General features: G+C 72.5%; 18 protein-coding genes and 2 pseudogenes. 11 read left to right on the forward strand and 9 right to left on the reverse strand.

The genetic code is table 11. The features are described from left to right. Positions 1-186 precede the first annotated feature (186 nt). Both ABTY56_RS18115 and ABTY56_RS18120 read right to left on the reverse strand, forming a co-directional pair. Complete coding sequence (locus ABTY56_RS18115; protein WP_350629806.1) at positions 187-915, reverse strand: SDR family oxidoreductase; 729 nt, start codon at positions 913-915, stop codon at positions 187-189. Between the two features lie 83 nt (positions 916-998). After that, the gene (locus ABTY56_RS18120) at positions 999-1,409 is read right to left on the reverse strand and encodes a PPOX class F420-dependent oxidoreductase (RefSeq protein WP_350629807.1); all 411 of its coding nucleotides are present in this window, start codon (positions 1,407-1,409) and stop codon (positions 999-1,001) included. Positions 1,410-1,560: 151 nt separating this feature from the next. On the opposite strand from ABTY56_RS18120, the gene ABTY56_RS18125 reads away from it, so the two are divergent. The 5 genes and pseudogenes from ABTY56_RS18125 to ABTY56_RS38850 all read left to right on the forward strand — a co-directional run. Beyond that, positions 1,561-2,373, forward strand: a complete 813-nt coding sequence (locus ABTY56_RS18125; protein ID WP_350629808.1) for a phytanoyl-CoA dioxygenase family protein — start codon at positions 1,561-1,563, stop codon at positions 2,371-2,373. Positions 2,374-2,625: 252 nt separating this feature from the next. Further along, the gene (locus ABTY56_RS18130; RefSeq protein WP_350629809.1) at positions 2,626-3,381 is read left to right on the forward strand and encodes a S1 family peptidase; all 756 of its coding nucleotides are present in this window, start codon (positions 2,626-2,628) and stop codon (positions 3,379-3,381) included. 224 nt (positions 3,382-3,605) lie between these two features. Beyond that, positions 3,606-4,355 carry a dienelactone hydrolase family protein gene (locus tag ABTY56_RS18135; RefSeq protein WP_350629830.1) on the forward strand — a complete coding sequence of 250 codons (750 nt, stop codon included), beginning with the start codon at positions 3,606-3,608 and terminating at the stop codon, positions 4,353-4,355. A 277-nt stretch (positions 4,356-4,632) separates the two neighbouring features. Continuing rightward, positions 4,633-5,121 (forward strand): annotated as a pseudogene (locus ABTY56_RS18140) (SMI1/KNR4 family protein); the annotation flags it as partial. A gap of 102 nt (positions 5,122-5,223) precedes the next feature. Then, positions 5,224-5,334 (forward strand): annotated as a pseudogene (locus tag ABTY56_RS38850) (Lsr2 family DNA-binding protein); the annotation flags it as partial. Between the two features lie 228 nt (positions 5,335-5,562). On the opposite strand, the gene ABTY56_RS18145 reads toward ABTY56_RS38850, so the two are convergent. From ABTY56_RS18145 to ABTY56_RS18155, 3 genes are all read right to left on the reverse strand, one after another. After that, positions 5,563-6,498 carry an alpha/beta fold hydrolase gene (locus ABTY56_RS18145; RefSeq protein ID WP_350629811.1) on the reverse strand — a complete coding sequence of 312 codons (936 nt, stop codon included), beginning with the start codon at positions 6,496-6,498 and terminating at the stop codon, positions 5,563-5,565. A 218-nt stretch (positions 6,499-6,716) separates the two neighbouring features. Next, a complete protein-coding gene (locus ABTY56_RS18150) occupies positions 6,717-7,157 on the reverse strand; it encodes a VOC family protein (RefSeq protein WP_350629812.1) in 441 nt (146 codons plus the stop codon). 218 nt (positions 7,158-7,375) lie between these two features. Beyond that, entirely contained in the window at positions 7,376-8,371 is a 996-nt protein-coding gene (locus ABTY56_RS18155; protein ID WP_350629813.1) for an alpha/beta hydrolase, read from the reverse strand. Between the two features lie 44 nt (positions 8,372-8,415). Between ABTY56_RS18155 and ABTY56_RS18160 the strand changes: the two genes are divergently transcribed. Both ABTY56_RS18160 and ABTY56_RS18165 read left to right on the forward strand, forming a co-directional pair. Continuing rightward, positions 8,416-8,898, forward strand: coding sequence for a MarR family winged helix-turn-helix transcriptional regulator (locus ABTY56_RS18160; RefSeq protein ID WP_350629814.1), 483 nt, complete (start codon positions 8,416-8,418; stop codon positions 8,896-8,898). 169 nt (positions 8,899-9,067) lie between these two features. Continuing rightward, positions 9,068-9,553, forward strand: coding sequence for a hypothetical protein (locus tag ABTY56_RS18165; protein ID WP_350629815.1), 486 nt, complete (start codon positions 9,068-9,070; stop codon positions 9,551-9,553). 96 nt (positions 9,554-9,649) lie between these two features. On the opposite strand, the gene ABTY56_RS18170 is transcribed toward ABTY56_RS18165, so the two are convergent. After that, a complete protein-coding gene (locus ABTY56_RS18170; RefSeq protein WP_350629817.1) occupies positions 9,650-10,042 on the reverse strand; it encodes a MerR family transcriptional regulator in 393 nt (130 codons plus the stop codon). Between the two features lie 59 nt (positions 10,043-10,101). Between ABTY56_RS18170 and ABTY56_RS18175 the strand changes: the two genes are divergently transcribed. Both ABTY56_RS18175 and ABTY56_RS18180 read left to right on the forward strand, forming a co-directional pair. Beyond that, positions 10,102-11,571, forward strand: coding sequence for an MFS transporter (locus ABTY56_RS18175; RefSeq protein ID WP_350629818.1), 1,470 nt, complete (start codon positions 10,102-10,104; stop codon positions 11,569-11,571). 9 nt (positions 11,572-11,580) lie between these two features. Next, on the forward strand, positions 11,581-13,497 hold the full coding sequence (locus ABTY56_RS18180) for an OmpL47-type beta-barrel domain-containing protein (protein WP_350629819.1): 1,917 nt from the start codon (positions 11,581-11,583) through the stop codon (positions 13,495-13,497). Positions 13,498-13,643: 146 nt separating this feature from the next. Here ABTY56_RS18180 and ABTY56_RS18185 read toward each other — a convergent pair whose 3' ends face one another. Next, a complete protein-coding gene (locus ABTY56_RS18185; RefSeq protein WP_350629820.1) occupies positions 13,644-13,967 on the reverse strand; it encodes a hypothetical protein in 324 nt (107 codons plus the stop codon). Between the two features lie 232 nt (positions 13,968-14,199). Between ABTY56_RS18185 and ABTY56_RS18190 the strand changes: the two genes are divergently transcribed. Together ABTY56_RS18190 and ABTY56_RS18195 are read left to right on the forward strand one after the other, a co-directional pair. After that, positions 14,200-14,874 (forward strand): hypothetical protein, encoded by a 675-nt coding sequence (locus ABTY56_RS18190; protein WP_350629821.1) that lies wholly within the window; start codon positions 14,200-14,202, stop codon positions 14,872-14,874. 754 nt (positions 14,875-15,628) lie between these two features. Further along, a complete protein-coding gene (locus tag ABTY56_RS18195; RefSeq protein WP_350629822.1) occupies positions 15,629-17,920 on the forward strand; it encodes a bifunctional lysylphosphatidylglycerol flippase/synthetase MprF in 2,292 nt (763 codons plus the stop codon). A 111-nt stretch (positions 17,921-18,031) separates the two neighbouring features. Here ABTY56_RS18195 and ABTY56_RS18200 read toward each other — a convergent pair whose 3' ends face one another. Continuing rightward, on the reverse strand, positions 18,032-18,595 hold the full coding sequence (locus ABTY56_RS18200; RefSeq protein ID WP_350629823.1) for a hypothetical protein: 564 nt from the start codon (positions 18,593-18,595) through the stop codon (positions 18,032-18,034). Next, on the reverse strand, positions 18,592-19,957 hold a 1,366-nt coding region (locus ABTY56_RS18205), incomplete at its 5' end, for an alpha/beta hydrolase (RefSeq protein WP_350629824.1). The genes ABTY56_RS18205 and ABTY56_RS18200, both read right to left, overlap by 4 nt.

A 19,957-nucleotide genomic window follows, 5' to 3' on the forward strand; every position in this document is an offset into this window, starting at 1 on the left:
CATCGGGGGGTCGCCAGGGTCCGGGGTACCGGAGAACGACGAAGGCGAGGTCGGCCTGGTTCGGGCCGCCGCTGTTCCCCCGAGCCCGCACTATACCCAGGGCGGCATCGCCCCCCGGGTGGACGGGAACTGCCGGGTCACGGCCGATTGTGCTCGGAGGGTCTCCCACTGACGGTGCGTCGGGATCTACAGCTGCTCGAAGTGGAAGGAACGGATGAAGCAGTCCCGCGGCTGGCCGATCGCGAAGAGGACGCAGTCGAGGACGGACCGGGCGGTCAGCGGGTCGTCCGCGGTCCGGGAGGCGCGGTCCCAGGTGGCGTGGAGCGGGTCGCCGTCCGTGAAGTCCGGCGGGTAGAGCGAGATGACCCGGATGCCTTCGGGGCGGAGCCGGTGGGAGAGGACGTCGGCGAAGCCGGCCTGGGCGGCCTTGGCCGCGTAGAACGCGGGGTGTGCCCGGGACCGGTGGTTCCGGGCCTCGGCGGCCGAGGAGACCAGGTTGACCACATCGGCGCCCTCGGAAGCGCGCAGCAGGGGCAGGAAGTGCTTGACCGTCAGCAGGGTGCCGGTGGCTCCGGAAGCGACGGTGTCGGTGATCGCTTCGTCGTCGGCGTCCCACAGGTCGGGGCCGGACAGGTACCGGGCGCCGTTGTTGACCAGCACGTCCACCCGGGCGGTGTGCGTCGCGACCCCCTCGGCGAAGCCTCGTACCGTGGCCGGGTCGGCCAGATCGCAGGCGAACGCGCCCACTTGCGCACCGCTGTCGGCCGCCACCTCCTCGGCCACCGTCCGGGCGGCGGCCGGCGTGCGAGCGGAGACGAACACGCGCGCCCCCATCCGGCCCGCCTGCACCGCGAACGCCCTTCCGAACCCACGCCCGGCCCCGGTGACCACCACGGCCTTGCCGGCGAGAACCATGCGCGAGCCTCCTTCCACCGTCTTCTCGTTGTCGTTTCCGGTGCGGCCGCCGAGGCTGTCGCGGCCGCCTGGCGTCTGCCCTGTCATCCGATGTCGCGGGCGGTGGTCCCCCGGGTCTCCAGGTTCCAGGTGATGACCCGCCGGGGGTGGATGCGGATGATGTCCGTGCTGAAGTGGTCGGGTGACACGGGCGGCACGTCGACGGTCAGCACCTGGGCCCGGCCCCTGATCTCGATGCCGCGCCCCCAGCCGCCGGCGACCGGGTCGTCGGCCGGGGCCAGGTCGTCGACCAGTACGGACACGTCGGGACGGGCCTGGGCGTTGCGGTACTTCCGGCTGCGGGCCATGGCCGGCCCGCCGATGTCGACGGTGCCGTCGTCGTTGAGCCGGAAGCCCACCGGGCGGACCTGCGGACCGCCGTCGGGACCGGTGGTCGCCAGGCGGGCCAGCGGCTGGGCGGCGAGGTACGCGCGTTCCCTGTCGGTGAAGATCATGCGGCCGACCCTAGAAGCTCAAGTGCAGTTGAGGTCAAGGCCGCCGGAGCGTCCGTGGTCGGCGACCGCCCACGGGGTCGGGCGATCACCCGACGAAGGCGGTGCGGGGAATGTCGGGTGGCCGGGACCGGTGGTGCCGCACGATGGGGGCATGGATGACACGACGTTGGTATCCCGATTCCTCCGTGACGGCTTCGTGAAGTTGGAGGGCGCCGTCGCGCCGCGGGTGGCCGAGGACTGCGCGCGGCTGCTGTGGCGGGAGACGGGCTGCGACCCGGACGACCCGTCGACGTGGACGCAGCCCGTGCACCGGGTTGCCGGCATGGCGCAGGGGCCGTTCGCCGCCGCCCCCAACTCCCCGTCCCTGCACCGCGCGTACGACCTGCTCGTCGGCGCGGGACGGTGGGAGCCGCGCTACTCGCTGGGCACGTTCCCGCTGCGCTTCCCGCACGAGGAGGAGCCGGACGACGCGGGCTGGCACATCGAGGGGAGCTACCTGCCGGAGGGTGAGAGCTGGTACTTCACGAATCTGCGCTCCCGGGGGCGGGCACTGTTGATGCTGTTCCTGTTCAGCGAGGTCGGCGAGGAGGACGCCCCGACCCGGATCCGGGTCGGTTCACACCTCGACGTGCCGAAGGTGCTGGAGGAGTACGGCGAGGACGGGGCGAGCGGGCTCACCATCGCGCCCGACCTGGTCGCGGCCTCCGCCCACCGGCCGCTCGCCCTCGCCACCGGGTCCCCGGGCGACGTCTTCCTCTGTCATCCGTTCCTGGTGCACGCGGCACAACCGCATCACGGGGTGCGGCCCCGCTTCATGGCCCAGCCGCCGCTGATGCCGGCCGCGCCGTACGAACTGGAGCGGGCCGACGGCGCGTACTCGCCCGTGGAGCTGGCGATCCGCCGGGGCCTGGGACAGCACACCCCCGGACCGGACGGGAACGGCACCAAGGGCAGCGCCGAGTAGCCGTTCCAGGCTCCCCGTCGTTCCGTTGCGGCGTTCCAGGCGGCGGCGAATCCGCAGTTCAGGGCGGGTGCCGGTGTTCCGGCGTCCCGGATCGCCGGGCAGGGCTGGCGGGTGGGACGGACTGGGGAGCAGCCTGTGGTGCGACGGCGATCGGTACGGCGGCCGGGCAGTGCCCCGTCCGCTGCGGGGCACTGCCCGGCCCGCCGAACGATCCCGTCCCTCGCCACTCGCTCTCGGAAGGAAGCCCTGTCCATGCGCACCTCGAACCGACGCCCGGTCACCGTCCTGCTGGCCGCCGCCGCTCTGGTGGCCGCTGCGGCCGCGCCGGCCGCCGCCGTCCACGGCGGATCGACCACCACGACCGCCTCCCACCCCTTCGTCGTGGCGCTGGAGACCGCCTCGGGCGAGCAGTGGTGCACCGGCGCGCTGATCGCGCCGGACAAGGTGCTGACCGCGGGCCACTGCGTCACCGAGGCGGGCGACCCTGGCTCGCTGCAGGTGATCGCCGGACGCAGCGACCTGACCCGCTCCGGTGGCCAGGTCCGCCGGGTGAAGGGCTACCGGGTGGACCCGCGCCACACCTCCGGTCTGGACCACGACTCCGCCGTCCTCGTCCTGGACCGTCCGCTGCCGTACAAGCCGGTCCGGGTGGCGCGCCAGGGCGACGAGGCGCTGTACCGGTACGGAAGCCCGGCCACGCTGCTGGGCTTCGGGCGCACCGGCGCGGACGGCCCCGGTACGCACCTCAAGCAGGCGGTGCTGACGCTGGCTCCGCCGGCCTCGTGCGACCCGTACACCTCGCCTGACGACTCGCCGCTGCTCAAGGTCTGTGGTCTGCCGCGGACCGGTACGACGGACAGTGTCTGCAAGGGGGACTCGGGCGGGCCGCTGGTGGCCGGCGGTGTCCTGATCGGTGTGGTCTCCACCGGCAACAAGTACTGCGACACCCAGTACCCGGTCTCGGTGTTCACCCGGGCCACCGACGTCCCCGCGCAGTTGCTGTCGTAGCCGAGCCGAGCCGAGCCGAGCCGAGCCGCCCGGCCGTGGATCCCCCGTGAAAACCTGTTGGCGGGCCACCGCGACCCCTGCTACGTTTCCGGTGGCCGTGCGAGAGAACGAGGAGGTGGTACCCGTGAACGCAGTATCGACATGGGTGCTCCCCTCCGGGGTCACGGTCGGGCGATAGGTCGTCCCGGGAGCGCCGTTCACGAGCACTCCCGAAAGGCATGACCATGCACTTCACCTCCGAGCAGCGCCTCGACGACGGCGTCCTCGAACGCGAATTCACCCTCGGCGAGATCCCCGGCATCCTGTGGACGCCCCCGTCCCCGTCCCCGTCCGCGGCCGCATCCGCACCGGCGCCGCTGATCCTGCTCGGCCACCCCGGCGGACTGCAGAAGATGTACCCCCGACTGGTGGCCCGGGCCCGGCACGCCGCGGCGGACGGCTTCGCCACGGCCACCATCGAGCTCCCCGGAAGCGGTGACCGGCCCCGTTCCGCCGTTGCCGAACAGGCCCGCGCCGACCTGCGCCGGGCACTGGCGGCCGGCGAGCCGGTCGGCGGCGACATCGTGGACCGGCTCGTCCTCCCGCTGGTCGACCAGGCCGTCCCGGAATGGCAGGCCGCCTTGGACGCCCTCCTCCCGCTGCCCGGGATCGGCGGCCCGGTCGGCTACTCGGGCGGAGTGATCGCCATCGGGACCCGGCTGGCGGTGGTCGAACCGCGCATCAAGGCCGCCGTCCTGTTCGCCGGGAGCTTCGTGCCCGCCGTCATGTTCGAGGAGGCCCGCCGGGTCACCATTCCGCTGCACGTCCTGCTGCAGTGGGACGACGAGGGGAACGACCGGCAGGCGGCCCTGGACCTGTTCGACGCCTTCGGCTCCAAGGAGAAGACGCTGCACGCCAACCTCGGCGGGCACACCGGCGTCCCGCAGTTCGCGGGGGACGCCGCGGCCCAGTTCTTCGTCCGGCACCTGACGTGAGGCCGGGCCGTCAGGCCGCCATGGGACCGTGAGCAGTGTCGGCCGGGACGCTGCTCGTCGAGAGCACGGCCCGGCGCTGCTTCGCCGGTCACGGCGTGGGCCCTGCTGCCCGGCAGGGCCCACGCCGCCCGAAGGCGCCCATGCCACCCCGGCGGCGGCAGCAACGGGACGAGGGACCGGAGGGCAACCCGTGCCGGGTGGGTGAGTCCTTGTCAGTGGTGACGCCTACCGTGCTCCCATACGTGATCAGCGGTCGTCACACACGAACGGAAGTCCGATGAACGAGACAGGAGACGTACGGCAGGCGTGGGCCCGGGTGACCGCGTGGCTCGAACGGAACGACCCCCGGGTCTTCGCCTCCCTCGGCGGTCCCGGGAGCCAGGAGGCCATCGGCCGGGCCGAACTGTGCATGGGCCTGGAACTGCCGGAGCAGGTGCGGCAGTGGCTTCTGGCGAACGACGTGGACGCCACCGGGCGACCCGATGCCCCGAACTGTCTGGTGGAGCAGGGGTGCGCCGTGCCCGTTCCCGGCGGCTGTCTCCTGCTCGGCCTGGGGGACATCCAGCGCGTCTACCTCCACCGGCTGGACGTGGAGCGGATGGAACCGTCCGAAGTCCCCGACTGCCCGTCCTGGCGCCCGGAGTGGGTGCCGATCGCCGCGGATCGTGACGGCCTCCACGGGACGTTTCTGGACACGGTCGAGGGGACGGTCGGACGATGGGCCGAGGCGTCCGTTCCCGAGGAAGGCGTGTACGCCTCGTTGTCCGCTTTCTTCCAGGCGGCGGCGGATCTGCTGGAAGGAGTCTCCACCGGGGACTGGAGGGGCCCCGGCACCCCTGTGAGGCCCCGTGAGCCCGACGAGCCCCGCCCGGAGGACGAGCCGATACGCCGCTGGGCCCGCACCAACGGCTTGTCCGTGAATGATCGCGGGCGGATCCCTTCGAGCATCCGCGAGGCGTACGAGGTCTCACGGAGGTGACCGCCGGAATCGGCGGCCCCTCACAGGCCGTCAGCCCCCACAAGCGGTCGGCTCCCCACAAGCCGGAGCCGCCGCCTCGACCGGGACACCTCGACCTCATCCGCCACCTGCTGCGACTCCGCGCCGAAGCGGGAGACCCGGGCCACTGACCCCCGGGTTGCCGGTTCGGTCAGGGCAGGGGCACGGCGTACCGGGGTTGGTCCCGGTGTGGTCGTCGGGTGTGTGCTCCTACCCGGCGCGGCCGCTCTCTCGTCCGGCCCCTTCCCGTCCCGGCTGCTCCGCGGTGCCGGAGCGGCGGCCGGGCTGTCCGGCGGAGTGCTCCAGCAGGGCGGTCAGGTCGGCGAAGGCCGTGCGGAGGGCGTGGGGGGCCTCCAGCCAGGGGAAGTGACCCGCGCCCCCGATGGTGCGCCGCAGGACGTGGGGCCGGTCGAAGGCCGCCTCCCGCTGCCAGAGGACCTGGTCCACCACGTGGTCCTCGCCGCCACTGACGATCAAGGTCGGAAGCCCGCCGGCCGCCGGTGTCCAGCGCGCCCGGTAGGCGTCGTCGAAGTGGGCGTCGGCCCAGGCCACCGCGGCGTTGCAGTAGGGCAGGTCCGCCAGAACGGCGCGGCCGGCGGCCAGGGCCGCGGTGGTGAAGTTCCATTCCGCGGCGGTCAGGGTGAGTGCGCGCAGCGTCCGGTCGTTCGGGTCCTGCCCGTACGCCGCGGCCGCCTCCTCGAACCCGGGCAGCGGGTGGGCCTGCGCCCACCGCGCGAAGGCCTCGCGCCAGCCCGCGTGCGGCGCGCTGCTGACGAGGGCCATGCCGGCCAGCCGGCCTTCCAGTTCGGGCGTGGCCAGCATGAACATCCCGCCGGTGGAATGGCCGACCATGACCACGTCGTCCAGTTCGTCCGCCGCCTCGGCCAGCACGTGGGGCCAGAGCTCGTACGGGCTTTCAGGAACCTGCGGCACACCGCGGTTGGAACCGTCCCCCGGCAGGTCGACGAGCCACACGGTGCCCGGCACCTCGACCGCGCGGGCCAGCCCCAGCACGGACTCCGAGCCCAGACCGGGACCACCCGGGACGAACAGCCAGTTCCACCGCCCTTCGGTTCCCGGGACACGGCGCAACCGCACCCCCGACCGAGTCCAACGCGCCTGACCGTCAGGTCCCACGCCACCCACGCCCTTCCACCGATCGGCGAACTCCCTGCACCCGCACCGGTTCCTGCGACTGCCGTCGGACCAGCACCCACCAGACCGTCACCGAACCGCAGCCCGGCGGCAGTCCAAGGTCCACCCGTCGCTCACGCGTGCGCACCCGCCCGACCCTACGGACCGCACGCCGCCTGGCGAAACTGCCGAACGACCGTCGGGGGTCGCCGGCCGGCAGCGGAGGGCCGTCAGCCGATCTGTTCGGCCAGGGCGAGGATGATGCCCGAGGGGCCGCGGAGGTAGCAGAGGCGGTAGACGTCCTTGTACTGCGCCACCTCGCCGATCAGTTCGGCGCCGTGGCGGCGCAGGCGGGCGATGGTGTCGTCGATGTCGTCGACGGCGAACATGACCCGGTGCAGGCCCAGCGTGTTCGGCGGCGGGTCGTGCGGTCCGTCGCCGATCGCCGCGGGGTGGTGGTACTGCGCGAGCTCCAACTTGCCGTGGCCGTCCGGGGTCCGCATCATCGCGATGTCGCTGCGGACTCCGTCGAGTCCGATGGCCTGATCCGCGAAGTGGCCCTCGATCCGCGCCTTGCCGTCGACCTCCATGCCCAGTTCGGTGAAGAAGGCGACGGCGGCGTCCAGGTCTTCGACGACGATGCCGATGTTGTCCATCCGCTGAAGCGTCATGACGGTTCTCCTCTGCGTTGGGCGGCCCTCCGAGCCACCGGTATACCGGGGACGGAGCCGGCGGCCCGCTCTCGACACCCGTCGACGGGCCGGGTTCCGGATGCCGCTGCCGGCCCCGCGCCGGGGTGCCCGGATCGCCGCACGAGAGCCCGCCCGTACACGGTACGGACAGTCGAGGAGGTCCGCGTTCGGCGCGGCTCCGGAACGGGCCCTCGGGGTCAGCCCGTCGAGCCGGCGGTGGCGGGCGCGGTCCGGTGCGTGGCACTGCCGGCCCGGATCCGCTGACGAAGGAACAGTGCGGCCCGGTCCAGTGCCTCGTCCGCCTCGTCGAGGACGCCGGCGAAGGCCTGGAACACGTGCGGCACGTCGGCGGTGACGTCGAGGATGACGTCCACGCCCGCCGCACTCGCCCGCGCGGCCAGGCGGGTGGAGTCGTCCAGCAGCATCTCGTTGGCACCGACCTGGATCAGCATCGGGGGAAGGCCGGTGAGGTCGGCGTGGACGGCCGGACTCAGCAGGGGATGGCGCGGGTCGGCGCCGGCGAGGTACAGGGCCCCGGTGTGTTCGAGGGCCGCGCGGCTGAAGATCGGGTCGATGCCCTCCTTGGTGTCCATGCTCTCGCCGGTCCGGGTCGCGTCCGTGCCGGGGGAGAAGGCCAGGATGCCGGCGGGTTGGGGGAGTCCCGCGTCCCGGGCGGCGAGGCAGGTGGTGACGGCGAGGCCGCCGCCGGCGGAGTCTCCCGCGAGGACGATGTCGGAGGGGTCCTCACCGCGTTCGAGGAGGGCGCGGTAGGCGCTCAGGGTGTCCTCGATCGCGGCGGGGAAGGGGTGTTCGGGGGCGAGCCGGTAGTCCAGCGAGTACGCGCCGAGGCCCGTCCTGGCCACGAGGTTGCCGGTCAGCGTGAGCGCGGTCTCGGGCGAGCCGAAGACCCAGGCGCCCCCGTGGAAGTACAGGATCGTCCCGGAGCCGGAGCCGGAGCCGGAGCCCGAGCCCGAGTCGCCGTCCGGTCGGGGGCCCGTTCCCGCCGTCGGCTCGACGCGCAGTGCGGGCCGACCGCCGAGCGTCGTCGGCGAGGTGCGGATGCGGTCGTGGGGCACGATCATCCGGGCCATCAGCTCCCGGAATCCGGCCCGGATCTCCTCGACCGACCGGGGGCCGTCGGGGTCCGGCTGCCTCAGGATCTCGTCGACCCGGATGCGCTGTTCCCTGCTCATGGGCACACTCCTGCCAGAAAGTAGCTTCCTGTACACTATATGCCGTGGAATATACATCGAGTGGAGGGCCCGCGGCAGCGGACTTCTCCGAGCTGTTCGCCGACCTGGTCCGGTGCGAGACGCGCCTCTACAACGCCCTCAGCGACCGCCTCCGCGCGCGGCACGGGATCGTCACCTCGCAGTACGAGTTCCTGAGCTACCTGCGGGACCACCCCGGGTGCCGGGTGGCGGACCTCGCCGCCGAGTTCGCCATCGGCGTCGGCGCGACCAGCAAGGGCGTCGACCGCCTGGAGAAGCAGGGTTGGGCGGCCCGCCGGCCCAACCCGGCCGACCGCCGCTCCTCACTGCTGGCCCTGACCGACGACGGCGCACGGCTCGTCGAGGAGGCGGAGCGGACCTTCACGGACGGCCTGGCCGAACTGCTCGGAGGCGCCCTGGACGGCCCCGCGCTGTCCGCCGTCGCACAGGCCTTCTCCACCCTGCGGACCGTCCTCGAACGCGACCAGGTCGGCACCCCCATCGGCTGACCCGCCGCAGGATCCGCCCGCCGTAGACGGCCCCGCCCGGCAGCGGCAGCCGGCGCGGCCTGCGATCACCCCGGCTGCCTCCCGGCGAAATCGAGCGGCGGTGCGCTGTCATGCCGTGTGACGATGACCGCGGCCCACCGAGGTGAGTGGGGGGATGAAGGAGCGATGGATGCGGTACGTCGACGTCAACGCGACGATGGGCGGGCTGACAGGGGTCATCAGTCCGACCGACTACCTGGAACAGCTTCCCTCGTTCGCCGAGGCCCTGCCGGCCGGAGCCCGTGCGTTCGCGACTGACGGGGAGCACTACGACTTCTACGGCAAGCGATGCGTCAAGGACCTGACTCTCGAACTCGTCCGGTTCGGCGATCCGGGCGCCGGCGAGAACGACGAGGTCGAACTCAGGTTCCGCCACAACTGCTGGAAGCACGAAGAGGACCTGATCATCCGCTACACGGGCGTCTCCGCCTTCGAGGTCGACGCTCCCGCCGGTCCCGAGTGGACGAACCTCGGAACCGTGATCCTGGACGAGATCCTGCCGCACGACCGCGGATGCACCCATGAGGTCGCATTCCGCCCGGGCACGCTCACCGTGACCTGCCGCGACCTGACGGCCACCTGGGTGGACACCCGGTGTCCGGACAAGGCTCCGTAGCGCTTCCACCGCCTCGACGGTGGCCGAGTCTCCTTCCTCTCAGACGAGTTGACTGACCGTCAGAGCGCGCCCGACCTCGACCCCCGGCGACAGGTGTCAGGGCGCCTCGCCGGGGGGCGCCAGCAGCACGCACTGGTCGAATTTCATGCAGCCGCAGGCCATGCAGTCCGCGACCGCCCGGCGCAGCGCCTGGGTCTGAGCGATGTGGTCGTCGAGTTGGGGAAGTTTGCGGGCGGCCAGCTCGCGCCACTGGCGGGTGGCCCCCGGTGAGGTGTCGCCGCTCAACAGCCCGGCGATCTCGGCGAGCGTGAAGCCGGCCCGCTGTGCCATCCGGATCAGCGCGACCCGCCGGACCGCACTCGCCGGCCAGACCCGCCGTCCCGCCTCGCGTCGGGCACCCGGCAGCAGTCCGCGCTCCTCCCAGTAGCGCAGCGCGGACGCCCGGACCCCAACGGTCCGTGACAGCTCGCCGATCCCCAGATACCGCACGCCCATGCTCCCCCGACCGGCTTGACTTCACGCGCGCTTGAAGCACGACGGTGACGTGCATGTTCTCATCTCTGGGGCACGTGCTGCCCGGGGCCTACCGCCCGTTGTTCGCCGTCCGCCCCTTCCGTCGCCTGCTGCCGGTCTTCGCCCTGTCGGACCTGGGGGACGGCATGAGCACCGTGGCCGTCGCCTGGCTGGCGCTCTCGCTGGCCCCGCAGGGTGGGCAGGGCGCGCTGGTCGGGATCTGCGTGGCCGCGTACACCCTGCCGGGCGCGCTCGGCGCGCTGGTGCTTGGCCGCCGGCTGCGGCGGCTGTCGGCGCAGCGGCTGCTGGTCGCCGACGCCGTCCTGCGGGCCCTGCTGCTGGGCCTGATCCCGGTCGGGTGGCTGACCGGCGTGCTCGGCCCGGTCGGCTACGTCGTCCTGCTGGGTGCGTCCTCGCTCTTCCACGCCTGGGGCAAGGCCGGCAAGTACGCGCTGTTCGCGCCGTTGCTGGACGACGGTCTGCGGTTGGCCGCGAACAGTGTGCTGAGCACCAGCCTGTCGACCGCGACCGTGCTCGGCCCCGTGCTGGCAGGCCTGTTGGCGGGTGCGGTGTCGCCGGCGTGGATCATCGGCCTGGACGCGGTCACCTTCGCCGTGCTCGCGGTGCAGGTCGGCCGGATCGCCCTGCCGGCGGCGCCGGCCGGGCCGCCCGGTGCCGGTGGGACGCGGCAGGGGTTGGGGGTGTTCCGGCACCACCCGGAGCTGCTCGGACTGCTGGTGCTGACGTGGCTGTTCAACCTCGCCTACGGGCCGGTCGAGGTCGCGCTGCCGCTGTTCGTCGCGCGCTCCCTGGACGACGGCGCGGGTCTGCTCGGCGCCTACTGGGCCGCGTTCGGCGCCGGAGCCGTCGTCGGGGCGCTGGGTGCCGGAGCAGCCAGGCGACTGCCACTGTGGCCGACCATGCTCGCGATCGTCGCCGGCCACGGCATCGGCCTGCTGCCCTTCGCGGTCGCCCACACCCCCGTGCCGTCGCTGATCGGCTTCGCCGCGGCCGGCGTCGTCTACGGACCGTACTCCGCGCTGTCGCTGGCGTTGCTGCAGGAACGGGCGCCGAGCGGATCGCTCACCACCGTGCTCGCCGCCCGCAGTGCGGTGCTGATCACCGCTTCGCCACTGGGTGCGACGCTCGGCGGGCTGCTCCTGAACCGTGTGGCCGCGCCGGTCCTGCTGGTCGGCTGCGGCCTCGCCATGATCCTCATTGCCGCCCTTGCCTCGCTCGTCGCCCTCGCCCTGGCCGTCTCCGTCCGCGGCCGCCAGGCAGTGCGGCGGTGCTGGCGGGCGACCGCGCCCGCGACCGCGCGGACGGTCGCCGGCGCCCCGTCCGACGCCCTGTCCGACGCCCCGTCCGACGCCCCGTCCGACACTGCCGACACTGCCGACACCGCCGACCCGCGCGCAGGCGATCCCGCCGACGTGACCCCGGGAGCCGCCGTCGGGGTGACTGTCCGACGGGGCATGACAGGTTCGCGACGGTCGGACACTTAGCGTGCTGACATGACCGCAGATCGTCCTCTCGGTGCCGCCGTGCTCCCACGGCTCCTCCGGCACCGCGGCCCGGCACCCCTGTTCGTGCTGGCCCTCGTCCTGCTCACCCTCGTCGCCGCCATCACCCCCGCCGCGGCCGCGCGCCGGGCGGGCGGCCTGCTCGGGGTGAACCTCGTCAACAGCAGCGACCGCGACCTGACCTTCGTCAACCTCCAGATCACCAACGGGTGCGCCAACGCGAACCCGCCGGCCCGGCTCGCCGCCCTCGGCGGCACCGGCGCGTTCAACGTGGGGGTGTGCAACGGTTCCGACGGCGCGGCGGGGACCGTCACCTACCAGGTGAGCGGCGAGAGCCAGGGCACCGTGATCACGCTCGGCTGGAACGTCCCGGCCCCGCTCGACCAGCCGAACACCTTCACCGAGACCGCGCCCACCGGCTACGTGGCCGGCCACACCGGGGGCACCGACCCCTTCACCCCCGTCACCTTCACCATCGACTGCAACTCCACCACCTGTGACGGGATCCCGGACGACTGGAAGCGCAACGGCGTCACGATCCAGCCCAGCGACGGCAGTCCCGCGCAGTTCATCGACCTCAAGGCGATGGGCGCCGACGTCAACAAGCCGGACATCTTCGTCCAGGTCGACTGGATGGCCGACGCCACCCACAGCCACGCGCTCACCGGTGACGCGATCAGGAAGGTGGTCGACGCCTTCAAGAACTCCCCGTACAACCGGCACAGCCCGACCACGGGGATCAACCTGCACGTCGACGAGGGGCCGGACAGCATCCTCGACTTCACGACGAACACCACCTGGGGGACGCTCAGCAAGGCGAAGAAGCAGACCGAGGCGGCCAACCTCGGGACGGTGGACGCCAACGGGCGTTACCTCTGGGACGACTTCAACAAGATCAAGACGGCCAAGGGCGGCTTCATCAGCACCGGCCGGAGCTCGATCTTCCACTACGCGATCTCGGCCCACAACCTGCAGCCCGGCGTGACCTACAGCGGCATCGCCGCCGGGGCCCCGAGCAGCGACTTCATCGTCAGCCTGGGCAGCTTCACCAACCAGGTCGGCGACCTCAACCAGCAGGCCGGCACGCTGATGCACGAGCTGGGGCACAACCTGGGCCTGAAGCACGCCGGGAACGCCGACACGCCCAACCACCAGCCGCAGTACTTCAGCGTGATGAACTACTCCTACCAGCTGGGCGGCCTGTCGATCGGCACGACCACCGGGATCATGGACTACTCCCGGCAGGTGGGCACGCTGAACGAGCCCACGCTGAACGAGCGCCAGTTCCCGTCCAGCACCGCGGGCTACGACGTCATGCACTGGTGTCCGAACACCAAGCAGGGCTCGCGGTTCGTCACCGTCCAGTCGGGCGCCGGCCAGGTCGACTGGAACTGCGACGGCATGATCAGCCAGAACACCGTCGCGTTCGACACCAACAACGACACGCTGCAGACCCTGCTGCCCGGCCACGACGACTGGGGCAGCATCCAGCTGCGCGGCGGCTCGATCGCCCACTCCGGCGCGAACGGCGTCCCGGCGCCGACCGAGGAGAACGAGATGACCATGGATGACGCCGTCATGGAGCTTCCCCTCGACACGCTCCCGCCGGTCACCACGGCCCGCACCCACCCGCACCCCGACCGGCACGGGGTCTTCCACTCGGACGTCACGGTCACCCTCGACGCCACCGACGACATCACCGGCGTCGCCATGACCGACTACCGCGTCGACGGCGGGGAGTGGACGCGCTACACCGGTCCGTTCACGGTGCGCGGCCACGGCCGGCACCAGGTCGAGTACCGCTCGGTCGACCACGCGCAGAACGAGGAACAGGTGAACTGCCTGGAGATCCGGATCGACGCCGACCCGCACTCCCCGGAGCCCTGGAACGACTCCCAGGAGGGCTGACCCGCACCGCACGTGATGCACCGCCATCCGGGCCCGGACCACCCCAGGGTGGCCCGGGCCCGCGCCGTGCCCGGGGGCCGCGCGGCAGGCCTCTCCCGGGGGCGCCGTGGGCGAGACCTCCCGACCGGTGGTCGGTACGCCTCGGCTCAGGTGAGGGTGATGACGAGTACGACGGCTGCCAGCAGGAGGAGGACCGTCAGCGCCGGCGCGCCGGCCCGCCCGTCGGGCCGGGAGGTGACGGCGATCCACGAGACGGCGGGGACCGCCAGTGAGAGGAAGAGCGCCGACCATGCCACGGCACGGGCGGGGACCCCGGCGACCTCGGCCCCCCAGACGGTCGTGAACATCACCGCCAGCCAGGCCGTGGCGGTCAGCACGGCCCAGGCGGCGCGAGCGGTCCACCGCTCGACCCGGTCGGCGGCGCGGAAGTTGGTGCGGGTCATCGTCCAGATCCGGGTCAGCTTCGTCACCGGACCATCCTGTCGAACAACAGCGCGGGGTGCCAGGAACGGACGTGGCAGCCGTCCCGGTCTTCCTGGCCGCCGCCTGGCCGGCGGGGCGTCCGGGTGCCGTGGCCGCAGAGGCCGGGGCCGGACGGCGTGCCGGGCGGGTTGCCGGGCGATGGGGTGGTACAGGTTGGGGCCAGGTCACCATATGTGACTTCCAGCTACTCAGAGTGTCACCTTCTCTGAAAGGAGACTCATGTCCCTGCACCGGCTCCGCCCGTGCCGCGCCTTCGGGCTCGCACTGGCACTGGCTGCCCTCACCCTTTCCGGCACGGGCACCGCCGCCGCTCTCACACCGCACAACGGCACGAACGGCACGAGCGACACGACCCGGTTCCGCCTGTTCCCCAACGCCACGTTCCTGCCGTGCCTGTCCGCCAACGGCAGCACCCCGCGCGTCGAGGCCGAAGTCCACCGCGGTGAACTGAACGACACCATGGACATCCAGCTGCACGGCTTCAAGCCCGACCTCGACTTCGACCTGTTCACGGTCCAGCGCAGCAACCAGCTGGCGAACGGGAACCCGGACCCCGCGTTCACCGGCAGCTTCGGCCTGGCCTGGTACCAGTCCGACCTCCACACCGACCACCACGGGGACGGCCGGGCCCGGATCCGCACCATCCTGCTCGACCAGATCTTCGGCTTCGACCCGGACGCCGCCCTGCCGCCCACCAACACCTTCCACGTCGGGTTCTGGTTCAACAGCCCCAGCGACGCGGCGGCCTGCGGCTTCACCGGCAGTACGCCGTTCAACGGCGAGCACAACGCCGGGCCGCTCGCCTTCATCACCCGCCCCGACGCCGTCACGAACCTGGGCCCCCTGTGCACCAAGCCCAACACCTCGACCACCCCCGCCACCTGTAACCCCTGATCCTCCGCAACGTCCTCGCCCGCTCGTCCCGGACGACCTTGCCGACCACGGCCGGGCGAGGACGACGACCAGGAGCCGGACCGGCCGGTGGCCCGTCGCCGCCTGCCGGTCCGGCTCCTTGGTGTGCCCCACCCGCGTTCACCGACACCCCGCCGCACGGCACGCCCGACCGCCCCGAGTCCCGCCAACCGTCGGGGACCGCCGGGGCGGGCGGCACAGCGGGGAGCGGATCCCGGAGCGATCTCTTCCGGATGGCATGTCCGCGGCCGTAAAATCCCAGGTCAAAGCCTTGTTCACCGCCGGTCCGCAGGTCTAGCATTCCCGGCACGGCGACCCCACCGCAGTCGGGCCGCCGAGCAGCCGCGCCTCCCCCTCGACGCGGCTGGCCTCCCACACGGCCGGGGCCCCGCGGATCACCCCCCTACTCCCGAGACCCCGGCCGGCTGGAAGGCATCGCACGCACAGTCCCGGCCCGTCGGGCCCGGACCGGTAGCCCCATCGCGTTCTCGAGCGAAGAAGTGCAGCGGGCCGAGCGGCAGCGGGCCGAGCCCGATGTACGGGATGGACGTCCGCTCGTCGTTGTTCTCCGTGGTGCCGATCTGCCCTGGACGTCGGCGGTCCGGTCTGGTGCCGCGTGCCGGCCGCGGTCGGCGCTGTCGCGGCGGCCCGGACATCGAAATAGGCTGACCGGGAGGCTCCAAGGCCGCCGGGAGCAGGGGGTTCGGTCCGGCGCCGGCGCTGCGGGAGGTGCGAGGTGCCCGGAGAGACGAAGCCGCGCTGGGGCGGCCGCGCACGGGCCGTGGCGGCCACCACGATCCGACGGTTCCCCTTCACCATCACGGTGTGCGCGGTGATCCTGGTGACCGGGCTGGCGGTCGGGGGCCTCTGGCACGCGGTGTCCGACCGGTCCTGGTACCCGGACGTCGCGTACGGCCTCCCGTCGTTCGAGGACGGCCGCTGGTGGACCCTGGTGACCGGATCACCGCTGTGCGCGACGCCGCTCGACTACCTGCCGATGTTGCTCGCGGCCGGGCTGCTGATCGGACTGGCCGAGGCGCGCCTCGGCAGCCGCTGGGCCGCGGCCGCGACCCTCCTCGGCCAGCTCGGCGCGGTGCTGCTGGCCGCCCTGCTGCTGCTCGTGCTGCGTCACACCGGCTGGTCCTGGGCCGTCGAGCAGGCCCGCGCGATCGACGTCGGACTCTCGGCGGGCATCCTGTGCGCGGGGGCGGTGGCCTCGGCTGCCCTGGCCTCGCCCTGGCGCCAGCGACTGCGCCTGGGCCTGATCGCGTACGTCGGCGTGTGGCTGCTCTACGTCGGCGGCCTGGTCGAGCTGGAGCACGCGCTCGCGGTGACCGGCGGCCTGCTGGCCACGCACTGGCTGACGGTGCCCGGCGCCCGTCCGACGTCCGGCCGGCTGAGCCGCCGGGAGTGGCGCCTGCTGGCGGTGGCCGGACTCGTGCTGATCGCGGCCATCCTGGTCGTGGTCCGGCTGGCACCGAGCCGTGGCCCGCTCGGCGACACGGCCGGCGAGGGCGGATCGGGCTGGCAGCTCCTGATCTCCGTGGCCCTGATCGGGCTCCTGGTCAACGGGCTGCGCCGGGGACGTCGCACCGCGTGGCGGTGGACCCTGCTGCTCTGCGTGCTCAACGCGCTGCTGGGCCTGGTCGTCGCCGTGGTCTACGTGATCGGCAAGGTGCTCGGCGAGGAGGTGACGGTCACCGGCGCGGCCGTCTTCGTCCCCACCGCCGTCCTGTGGACCGCCGAGCTGCTGGTCCTGCTCGCCGGGCGGGAGGCGTTCCAGGCACGACGGCCGCCCCGGTCGCATCTGTCGCACCGGCAGCCGCGGCACCGTACCGCACCGGACCGGACCGGGGCGGCGGGCAGCGAGACCCGGGCGGCGGAGGTGCCACCGGACCCCCAGCAGCACGCGGCGGACCTGCTGATGCGCCGTGGAGGCGGCAACCTCTCCTGGATGACCACCTGGCCCGACAACTCCTACTTCTTCACCGGCGGCGACGGATCTCCCGGGCCCGGCGGGGCCGGCAACGGGAACGGGCACAGCGGCGGGGACGGGAACGGCAGCGGGGACGGGCACAGCCGGAGGGACGGGGGCGCCAGGGGTGACGGCGAGAGCTACATCGCCTACCGGGTGCACGCGGGCGTGGCGGTCGCGCTCGGCGATCCGGTGGGTGCGGTGGCGGACCGGCCCGGGGCGATCACGCGCTTCGCCGAGATGTGCGACCGCTCCGGACTGGTGCCGTGCCTGTTCTCGGTCACCGAGGAGGCCGCGGCCGCCACCGGCGACCTGGGCTGGCGTGCGGTCCAGGTGGCCGAGGACACCGTGATCGACCTGCCGGACCTGGAGTTCCGCGGGAAGGCCTGGCAGGACGTGCGCACCGCCCTCAACCGGGCCAAGAAGGACGGCGTCGAGTACCGCCTGGTCGCCCTGGCCGACCAGCCCCGGCAGATCCAGTCCCAGGTCCGGGGGATCTCCGAGGAGTGGGTCGGCGACAAGGGCCTGCCGGAGATGGGCTTCACGCTCGGCGGCGTCGAGGAGGCGCTCGACCCGCGGATGCGGGTCGGCCTGGCGATGGACGGCGAGGAGCACGTCTACGGCGTGACGTCCTGGATGCCCGTGTACGGGGAGGACGCCTCGCCCGAGGGCTGGACGCTGGACATGATGCGCCGCCGGGACGGCTTCCGGCCGGTGGTCGAGTTCATGATCGCCTCCAGCTGCCTCGCCCTGCGCGAGGACGGTGCCCGCTTCCTCTCGTTGTCCGGCGCCCCGCTGGCCCGCACCGGCCCCGCCGACAGCCCCACCGTGCTGGACCGGATCCTCGACCAGCTGGGCGGCGCCATGGAGCCGTACTACGGATTCCGCTCGCTGCACGCCTTCAAGGCGAAGTTCCAGCCCCACTACGAACCGATGTACCTGCTCTACCGCGACGAGGCCGACCTGCCGAGGATCGGCCTGTCCCTGCTGCGGTGCTACCTGCCCTCCGCGACGGTGGGCGATCTGCTCAAGGTGCCGGCGCACCGGACCTGACGGCTCGGCGGCCCGGCCGGCCGCAGGAAGCGGTTTCGCCCGAGGCCTGGGCGAGCGTGCCCGCCCGGCCCGCCTGTGTCAGGCAGGGCGGGCCGGGCGGGCACGACGGTCTCAGTGCGACCAGTAGGGGTCGTCCACCGTCGCGCACGGGGCGGCGTAGTCCTGCGGCCCCTGGGCGAACCCGTGCAGCAACTGGTCGTCGCTGACGTCGGTGACATCGGTCAGCGTGGCCCGCACCTCGGCGCAACCGTTCACACCCACGACGAACCACAGGGTGAACCCGGAGCCCTTCACCTCCACGGACCACCCTTCACGGCGGACCTGGTACCCCTTCGCGGCCCAGAGCGCGTAGACGATGTCGAGCGGCTCGTGAGCCCGCTCGGACGTGATCCGGACCCGGGCGGCCTGATTGGCGATCATCTCCGCCCGGCCCGTCTTCTTGCACCCGGACGTACCGCAGAATCCCGTCAACTCCGGGTCGTTGTAGTACCTGGCCTCGGCCCACTGGAGCCCCGGGTGGAAGGCCCCGGCGACATCGGCGAGCTCGGCCTCGATCCGGTGCTGCGCCTGCTCGACCGGCACGGTGGGCTTCGCGGGCTCCGGCCAGGCGTACCAGCCGGCCAGGAGCGCCAGCAGTACCCCCGGCACGGCCATGCGCCATACCGCGGCCCTCACCTCGGGTCCTCCCGGGTGATCGTGTTCCCGTGGCCGCTCACGATCTTCCCGATGTTGGGGAGCGAGTCGCCGCCCTTCCCGTGCTTCCCGAAGTAGTTGTCATGGGAGTCGGTCACCGTCCCGTCCGCCACCGAGAAGCGCTGCCCGCCGAAGCTCTCGCTCGCCGGGTCCGTGCCGTGCCACGACCCGTCGGGATTCGTGATCGCCTCGACCGCGGCCCACCCGGGAATGAGCATCCCGGGGGCGGGCGCGTCCGCGACGGGATCGTACTTGGCCGTGCCGACGTACACGTGATCCGCACCGATCCCGAGCTGCGTCGCCTTGTCCACGCCGACACCCGGGCTGCCGACCAGGACGATGTCGTCGACGGGCAGACCACCGGGGTGCTGGGTCGCCTTCCCGACCACCAGGGAGCCGTAACTGTGCCCCTGCGCGGTCATGTGCGCCGGCGCCCCCTCGTGGGTGGCCCGGAGCCCGGTGAGGAACCTGTTGTACGAGGCCCCGCCCTCCTCTGCCCGGTCCTGCATGAGCACGGAGGGACCGTCCAGCTGCGGTGCGTCGTACCCCAGCCAGAACACGGACGCGATGCTCGGCGTCTCGCCGTTGACCTTCGCGCTCGCCACTGCGGAATCGTAGACGCGCTTCGCTGTGGAGGTGTCGCCTCCGCCCGCGCCGGCCAGGGTGCTGTTCAGCCCGGGGACCAACGACGAGACGTTCCGGGCCTTGTCCGGGTCACCCCAGGACAGGATCGCGCGGCCCTGCCCCTGATCGCCGATCCCCAGCAGCAGCAGCGGCGGCTCGGAACCCGGCCCGCCACCGTCCTCGAGTTTGCCGTCGAGCCGGTTCTGAATGGACTGGAAGCCGGTGAGCTTCTCCTGCAGGGCGTCGTGCTTGCGCTTCCACACCGTGTAGTCGGGGTTCTCCACCGGGAAGCCGTTCGTGTCGGCGACGTTCAGGTATCTCGCCGGCTCGGGGCCGAGGTTGGCGAGCTGGTTCTGGCGGTCCTGGATCAGGTTCCTCAGGTTGACCCGGTTGGCCTGGTCGCGGACGGCTGCGGGGACGCCGTCGAGGTTGCCGATCCGATCGGGGTGGTCGTGGAGGAAGGTCTGCCGCTCGGTGTCGGTGAGGCCGTCCCACCACTGCTTGACGCTCGCCGGGTCGGTGCCTGCGGGGGGTATCTGCTCGCGGCCGGTCTGGGCGGCCAGGTCCTTGGCCACGGTGGCGGCGTCCAGGCCGGTGCCGTTGCTCGCGTTGGTCGCGAAGTGGCTCAGCCGGGCGCTGATCTCCCGGTCCGCCTGGTCGGCCTCGTTGAGGGCGGCGGTGATGCGGTTGCTGATGGCGATGGCCGTCGTCTCCGCGCCG

Source organism: Kitasatospora sp. NPDC097691 (assembly GCF_040302665.1).
Taxonomy (GTDB): Bacteria; Actinomycetota; Actinomycetes; order Streptomycetales; family Streptomycetaceae; genus Kitasatospora.